This window comes from Acidiphilium sp. JA12-A1, assembly GCF_000724705.2.
In the GTDB taxonomy this organism is placed as follows: Bacteria; Pseudomonadota; Alphaproteobacteria; order Acetobacterales; family Acetobacteraceae; genus Acidiphilium; species Acidiphilium multivorum.
In genome coordinates, this window is record NZ_JFHO01000151.1 from 1 (window position 1) to 6,273 (window position 6,273).

Below are 6,273 nucleotides of genomic sequence, written 5' to 3' on the forward strand. Positions count from 1 at the left end.
CCAGGCTGTCCCGCGCGATCGCGCCGAGATTGCGCGCCAGCGGCACGCCCAGCGCCACCGTCGCCGGCCCGAGCAGCCAGGAAACCGGCGCCGCCCCGCGCGCATAGGCCGCATAGGGCACGTGCCCCGCCACCAGCCCCGCCATCACCAGGAGAATCGCCAAAAGAGTGGGGTTCAGCGCCGGATGCCGCACAAGCCGCGCCAGCCGCAGCGCCGCCTCGAAGGCCAGCACCGTGCCGGCGGCGAACCCGATTCCCGGCAGCGCGCCGCTCCACATCTCACTCATGGCCGCCCGCCGCCGGCAACGCCGCCCGCGGCGCCGAAGCCCGCGACCCGAGCAGCAGCCGCATCGTCAGCCCCGTCACCGCCAGCGCCAGCAGCGAGGAGACGAGCAGCGCCGCCACCACCGCCGGCCAGGCCGCCCGCAGCGCGCCGGCGCCGGTCATCACCCCCACGCCCGCCGGCACGAAGAACAGCGCGTAGCGCCGCAGCAGCAGCGCCCCCGCCTCGCCCGCCGCCACCGCCACCCGGCCGCGATGCGCGGCGAGCAGTGCTGCCAGCATCACCATGCCCACCAGCGCCCCCGGCAGCCGCACCGGCAGCAGCGGCGCCACCGCGCCGCCCGCCGCGAGGCAGACGAGCACGACCGCGAATCCCGCCGCAAGCCGCGCCGCCGGCGCGAATCCCCTGGTCCGAAATCCCGAAATCCGGCGCATGTCCCTCACTCCTCATCGCCCGATTCCATTTGCGCCCGCCGCCGCCCGTGCTGTAGAAGCAGAAATCGCAATTCATTTTTGCCCCACCAGCACAAGCCCGCCCGATGGATGAACTCGCCCGCCTCCGCGCCTTCGTCCGCGCCGCCGAGCTCGGCAGCTTCTCCGGCGCCGCGCGCGAGGCCCGGCTGCCGCCCTCCTCGGTCTCGCGCGCCATCGCCGCCCTCGAGGCCGAGCTCGGCGCCGCGCTGTTCAACCGCTCCACCCGCAAGCTGCATCTCACCGAGGTCGGTTTCGCCTTCCTCGACCGCGCCCGCCGCGTGCTCGCCGAGCTCGACGAGGCCCGCGCCGTCGCCGCCGATCTCAACGCCCGGCCGCAGGGCCTGCTGCGCCTCAACGTCCCCTCCGCCTTCGGCCGGCTGCACGTCATGCCCTTCCTGCCCGGCTTCGCCGCCGCCTGGCCGGACATCCGCATCGACCTCACCCTGAGCGATTCGGTGGTCGACATCATCGACTCCGGCACCGATCTCGCCATCCGCATCGGCGCGCTGGAGGAAAGCCGGCTGATCGCCCGCAAGCTCGCGCCGCACCGCCGGGTCCTCTGCGCCGCCCCCGCCCTGCTCGCCCGGCACGGCCCGGTCGCCACGCCGGACGATCTCGCCCGCCTGCCGCACCTCCTTTTCGCGCTGCAGCCGCACGACCGCTGGCTGCTGACCGATCCGGGCGGACACCGGCACGACATGCCCCTCACCGGCCGCCTTCGCCTGAACGACAGCGAGGCCCTGCTCGCCGCCGCCCGCGCCGGGCTCGGCGCGGCGCTGCTGCCCTTCTGGGTCGCCGGCGCCGCGCTGCGCGCCGGCGAGCTGGTCCGCCTGCTGCCCAACCACCAGGCGATGTTCTGGCCCGGCGAGCGCTTCATCTGGGCGGTCTACCCGCCCAAGCGCGTGGTCCCGCCCAAGGTCCGCGCCTTCATCGACGGCTTCGCCGCCCATCTCGGCGCCCCGCCCTACTGGGAGCGCGACGCGCCGCCGCCCTGATCCCCGCGCGGGCGCCTATTGCCTCGCGCCCGCATGATTGCCAGAACATCCCCGAGGCGAGTTAGAGGAGCTGAACGTGTTGAAGATCGCGATCATCGGCGGCGGCTATGTCGGCCTGGTGTCGGCGGCGTGCTTCGCCGAATTCGGCGTCAGCGTGATGGTCGCGGAAACCGACCCCGCGCGGCTCGACCGCCTGCGCCGCGGCGAGATCCCGATCTACGAGCCGGGGCTCGATCCGCTGGTCGAGCGCAACCGCGCCGCCGGCCGTCTCGGCTTCACCGGGCGGATCGAGGAGGCGATCGCCGGGGCCGAGGCGGTGTTCATCGCCGTCGGCACGCCCTCGCGGCGCGGCGGCGGCCATGCCGACCTGTCCTATGTCTTCGCCGCCGCCGAGCAGGTGCTGGCGGCACTCGACCACCCGACGGTGCTGGTCACCAAATCCACCGTCCCGGTCGGCACCGGCCGCCGCCTCGCCGCCCTCGCCGCCGCCCGCCGCCCCGACCTTGCGATCGACGTCGCCTCGAATCCGGAATTCCTGCGCGAGGGCAGCGCGATCGGCGACTTCATGCGGCCGGACCGCGTCGTCGTCGGCGCCGAGACCGAGCGCGCCCGCGAGGTGCTGCGCGCCCTCTACCGCCCGCTCAACCTGATCGAGACGCCGATCCTGATCACCGGGCTCGAAACCGCCGAACTCATCAAATACGCCGCCAACGCCTTCCTCGCGATGAAGGTCACCTTCATCAACGAGATGGCCGATCTCTGCGAGGCGGTGGGGGCGGACGTGCACGGCGTCGCCCGCGGCATGGGGCTCGACCGGCGGATCGGCGCCAAGTTCCTCCATCCCGGCCCCGGCTTCGGCGGCTCCTGCTTCCCCAAGGACACGCTCGCCCTCGCCCGCATCGCCCAGGACGCCCGCGCCCCCTCCCGCCTGACCGAGGCGGTGGTCGCGGTGAACGACGCGCGCAAGGCCGGGCTCGGCCGCCGCGTGCTCGATGCCGCCGGCGGCTCGGTGCGCGGCATGCGCGTCGCCGTGCTCGGCCTCGCCTTCAAGCCCGAGACCGACGACATGCGCGATTCCCCGGCGATCCCGCTGATCGAGGCGCTCGCGGATGACGGCGCCGACATCATCGCCTATGATCCGGCGGCGATGGCGGCGGCGAAGCCCCTGCTGCCCGCCGCGGTGCGCTACGCCGAAACCGCCGAGGCGGCGATCGAGGGGGCGGCGGTGCTGGTCGCCGTCACCGAATGGAACGAGTTCCGCGCCCTGGCCCCGGCCTGGCTCGCGGCGCGGATGCAGGGCCGGCTGATCGTCGACCTGCGCAACATTTTCGACCCGGCGGCGATTCGCGCCGCCGGTTTCGTGTATCATGGCGTGGGTCGCGGCAGCGTTTCGCAATTGGCCGCGAACCCTGAATTTGAGCAGGATTTTGAGCAGGACAGGGAGTTTTCCGATGGATGAATTGACCGCCGGCGCCACGGCCGGCGACGCGCCGCCCGAACTCGCCATGGCCGGCGCCTACCCCGACTTCGCCAACCCCGAGTTGCTCGCCGCCATTCCGCTGGACGCGCGGACGGTGATCGACATCGGCTGCAGCGGCGGCGCGCTCGGCGCCGCCTATCTCCGCCTCAACCCCGCCGCCCGCGTGCTCGGCATCGATACCGACGAGGCGGCGCTCGCCATCGCCCGCACCCGCCTGACCGAGGTCGCCCGCTGCGACATCCAGGCCGAGGACCTACCCTTCGACCTCTCCGGCGGCGTCGACGTCCTGGTCTATGGCGACGTGCTGGAACACCTGGCCGATCCCTGGGCCGTGCTCGCCCGCCATGTCCGCCACCTCAACCCCGGCGGCGCGGTGGTCGTCTGCTTCCCCAATGTCGAGCACTGGAGCATCGCCTACCGGCTGTTCGCCGGCCGGTTCGACTATGACGAGCGCGGCCTGCTCGACCGCACGCATCTGCGCTTCTTCACCCCGCGCACCATGCGCGCCCTGCTCGAACGCGCCGGCCTCACCCCGTGCGACGTCCGCTCCCGCCCGAGCGATGCCGCCGCCGCCGCCCGCTTCGTCGAGGCGATGCGCCCCGGCCTCGCCGCGATCGGCGTCGATCCGGCGGAATATCTCGGCCGCGCCACCCCCGTGCAGTTCGTCTGGCGCGCCAGCCTCGCCCCGCGCGAGCGCCTGGTCGTCGCCTCCACCATGCTGCCGCCGCAGGGCGGCGTCTCCGATGTCCGCGTCATCGAGCCGGCGGCGGCGCTGGCGAGCGACCCCACCGTCTTCAGCGTCGTCCGCCAGGAAGCCGAGATCGCCCCGATGATCGAGGGCGCGCCGCACATCGCCGTGCTGCACCGCCCGCTGCTGGTCGGCGACTCCGGCCGCGCCCGCCTGCGCGCGCTGATCGACCGCGGCTTCCTCGTCGTCACCGAGTTCGACGACCACCCCGATTTCCTCGCCGCCCGCGGCATCGATGTCGCCGAGCTGCTCTCCTTCACCGGCGTCCACGCGATCCAGACCAGCACCGAGCCGCTCGCCGCCACCCTCGCCGCCTGGAATCCCGAGGTCGCGGTCTTCCCCAACGCGATCCGCGCGCTCGACCCGCCGGCCAACTTCGCCAACCCCGACCGCCTGACCCTGTTCTTCGGCGCCCTCAACCGCGAGGAGGACTGGGCGCCCTACATGCCCGTGCTGAACGAGGTGCTGCGCGCCGTCGGCCCGCGCCTGCACCTGCTCGTCATGCACGACCGCGCCTTCTTCGACGCGCTGGAGACGCCGAACAAGGAATTCGTGCCGATCTCCGACTACGCGACCTATCGCAGCCGCCTCGCCGGCTGCGAGATCAGCTTCATGCCGCTGGCCGACACGCCCTTCAACCGCGGCAAGTCCGACCTGAAATACATCGAGGCCGGCGCCGCCCGCGTCGTTCCCCTGGCGAGCCCGGTGGTCTACGGCGACTCGCTGCGCGACGGCGAGACCGGCCTGATCTTCACCTCGCCCGACCATCTGCGCATGCAGCTCCTCCGCCTGCTCGCCTATCCCGAGGCCGCCCGCCGCCTCGCCGATTCCGCCCGCGCCGAGGTCGCCGCGAACCGGATGCTCGCCTACCAGGTCCGCGCCCGGACCGACTGGTACCGCGCCCTCTGGGCCCGCCGCGCGGAGCTGGACGCCGCCCTCCGCGCCCGCGTCCCGGCCCTGTTCGCGTAACCGGCGCGCGCCCATCTGCCGGAGATGACGACCAGCCCCCCCCAGCCCGCCACCGCCCCGGCGATCCGCGTCCACTGGCCGGACGCGCCGGCGGCGCCGCAGGATCTCGTCTGCCCGAACTGCGGCGCCGAAGGCCCCAAGCCCCGCCTGCTCGACGTCGCCTGGACCGCGCCCAAGCTGCCCCGCGGCGACCGCAAGCCGGTGCTCGCCTGCCCCGCCTGCACCGCCCGCTTCTACCCGCCGCTGCGCGTCCCCAACTATGGCGACCCCGACGTGATGGACTGGGGCTGGCACCAGTTCCACATCCAGCACGGCGCCGGCCTCGTCGCCATCACCCGCCTGCTCGGCCGCATCGCCCGCAAGCCCGGCACGCGCTGCCTCGAAATCGGCTGCGGCTACGGGTTCGGCCTCGATTTCGCCCGCCACGCGATGGGCTGGACCTGCCTCGGCATCGACCCCTCGCCGATGGCCCGCGTCGGCGCCGCCGATCTCGGCCTCGACATCGTCGACGGCTATTTCCCCGACGCCCTGCCCGATGCCGCGCCATGGGACGTCATCGCCGCGACCGAGGTGATCGAGCACGTCCAGCGCCCCGCCGCCCTGCTCGCCGAGCTGCGCGCCCGCCTGGCGCCGGACGGCATCCTCCTGCTCACCACGCCGGACGGCGCGGCGATCGACCGCACGACGCCGGAAACCGACCTCGCCCAGCTCCTCGCCCCCGGCATCCACATGGTCTTCCAGACCGAGGCGAGCCTGCGCCGCCTGCTCGAATCCGCCGGCTTCGCCAATGTCCGCGTCGGCCGCGAGGGCTTCACCCTGGTCGCCTATGCCGGCGCCACCCGCGGCGCGCTGGCCGAGGACGATGCCGCCCAGCGCCCGCGCTTCCGCGCCTGGCTGGCCGATCGCGCCCGCGCCCTCGATCCGGTCTCCGATCCCGGCCTCGGCTTCGCCGCCCGCGCCCTGTTCGAGGCGGCGGTCGATCTCGACTGGCCGGCCGCCGCCGCCGCCCGCTCCCACCTCTGGCCGGCCATCCGCGCCCGCTACGGCTTCGAGCCCGACGCGCTGGAGGCGATCCCGGCGGACTGGATGAGCCTGCCCCTCGCCCGGCTGAACGAGGTGATGCCGCTCAATCTCGGCATGATCCTGCACGCCGAGGCCAGCCGCCTGCGCGCCGATCCCGCCACGCGGCCGCGCGCCGGCGCCGTCTTCGCCCTCGCCGGCGATGCCGCCGCCGCCCTGCACGCGGCCCTCGCCCGCCTCACCCTGAACGACGCGCTGGCCACCCAGCTCGCCTTCCGCGCCGCCGCCGAGGCCGCGCTCGAGGCC

6 protein-coding genes are annotated in these 6,273 nt (G+C 74.0%); 4 read left to right on the plus strand and 2 right to left on the minus strand.

What is annotated here, in order from left to right:
- Together RT91_RS18745 and RT91_RS18750 are read right to left on the minus strand one after the other, a co-directional pair.
- Window positions 1-286 (minus strand): LrgB family protein (locus RT91_RS18745; RefSeq protein WP_035189224.1); only part of this gene is annotated, 286 nt, incomplete at its 3' end.
- On the minus strand, window positions 279-716 hold the full coding sequence (locus RT91_RS18750; protein WP_035189219.1) for a CidA/LrgA family protein: 438 nt from the start codon (window positions 714-716) through the stop codon (window positions 279-281). The genes RT91_RS18750 and RT91_RS18745, both read right to left, overlap by 8 nt.
- A gap of 104 nt (window positions 717-820) precedes the next feature.
- Between RT91_RS18750 and RT91_RS18755 the strand changes: the two genes are divergently transcribed.
- The 4 genes from RT91_RS18755 to RT91_RS18770 all read left to right on the plus strand — a co-directional run.
- Complete coding sequence (locus tag RT91_RS18755; RefSeq protein WP_035189220.1) at window positions 821-1,750, plus strand: LysR family transcriptional regulator; 930 nt, start codon at window positions 821-823, stop codon at window positions 1,748-1,750.
- A gap of 79 nt (window positions 1,751-1,829) precedes the next feature.
- Window positions 1,830-3,209, plus strand: a complete 1,380-nt coding sequence (locus RT91_RS18760; RefSeq protein WP_048858219.1) for a UDP-glucose/GDP-mannose dehydrogenase family protein — start codon at window positions 1,830-1,832, stop codon at window positions 3,207-3,209.
- A complete protein-coding gene (locus tag RT91_RS18765; RefSeq protein WP_035189221.1) occupies window positions 3,202-4,947 on the plus strand; it encodes a methyltransferase in 1,746 nt (581 codons plus the stop codon). The genes RT91_RS18760 and RT91_RS18765 overlap by 8 nt, the downstream gene beginning before the upstream one ends.
- 24 nt (window positions 4,948-4,971) lie before the next feature.
- On the plus strand, window positions 4,972-6,273 hold a 1,302-nt coding region (locus RT91_RS18770), incomplete at its 3' end, for a class I SAM-dependent methyltransferase (RefSeq protein WP_035189222.1).